The organism is Sphingomonas sp. PP-F2F-A104-K0414 (assembly GCF_004340945.1).
GTDB lineage: Bacteria > Pseudomonadota > Alphaproteobacteria > Sphingomonadales > Sphingomonadaceae > Sphingomonas.
Map to the genome: position 1 here is coordinate 1 of NZ_SLYD01000024.1, position 1,082 is coordinate 1,082.

A 1,082-nucleotide genomic window follows, 5' to 3' on the forward strand; every position below is an offset into this window, starting at 1 on the left:
AGCGCGACCTACTACGCCTGGAAGGCCAAGTTCGGCGGTCTGGAGGTGTCCGATGCGAAGCGGCTGCGGGCGCTCGAGGAGGAGAACGCCCGGCTCAAGCGACTGCTCGCGGATACGATGCTCGACAATGCAGGTCTGAAGGACCTGCTTTCAAAAAAATGGTGACGCCTGCCGCGAAGCGGGAAGCGGTCGCGCATCTCCAGACGGCGCTGGGGATGAGCGAGCGGCGGGCGTGTGCTGTCGTCGGGGCGGATCGCAAGAGCATGCGGTATCGCTCGAGCCGGGCAGATGATGGCGACCTTCGGTCGCGTCTGCGTGAGCTGGCGCAGCAGCGCCGACGGTTCGGCTATCGGCGGTTGCACATCCTGCTTCGGCGGGAGGGCATCACGATCAACCGCAAGAAGACACAGCGGCTTTACCGCGAGGAAGGTCTGACAGTCCGTCGCCGGAAGGGACGAAAGCGCGCCGTCGGCGCGCGGGCACCTGCGCCGGTGCTGGCGCTACCCAACCAGCGCTGGAGCCTGGACTTCGTTCATGATCAGATGGCCACGGGGCGGCGGTTCCGTATCCTCAACATCGTCGACGACGTGACACGCGAGTGTTTGCGGGCGGTGCTCGACACGTCGATCTCGGGCAAGCGGGTGGTGCGCGAGTTGGGCGACCTGATCGCCGAGCGTGGCGCGCCCAAGATGATCGTCAGCGACAATGGCACCGAGCTGACCTCAAACGCGGTGCTGGCGTGGTCGGGCGATGCCGGCGTCGAGTGGCACTATATCGCTCCGGGCAAACCGACGCAGAACGGGTTCGTCGAAAGCTTCAACGGTCGCATGCGCGATGAGCTACTCAATGAGACGCTGTTCTTCACGGTCCGCCAGGCGCGCACGATCCTCGCCCGCTGGGTCGAGGACTACAACACCGAGCGGCCACACTCGTCGCTCGGCTACGCCACACCGGCCGCCTTTGCCGCCGAACTCGAAAAGCAACGGTGGGGTTTAAACCCCACCGTTGCTTCACCCGCGCTCCTGCGCGACAACAACGGTCGGTCTCTGGTTGCCGCTGGATGAAAGGCGGGGGTCACGTCA

At 65.2% G+C, this 1,082-nt stretch carries 1 pseudogene; it reads left to right on the forward strand.

From position 1 onward, the window contains the following. Positions 1-1,064 (forward strand): annotated as a pseudogene (locus C8J46_RS20640) (IS3 family transposase); the annotation flags it as partial. Positions 1,065-1,082: the final 18 nt, after the last annotated feature.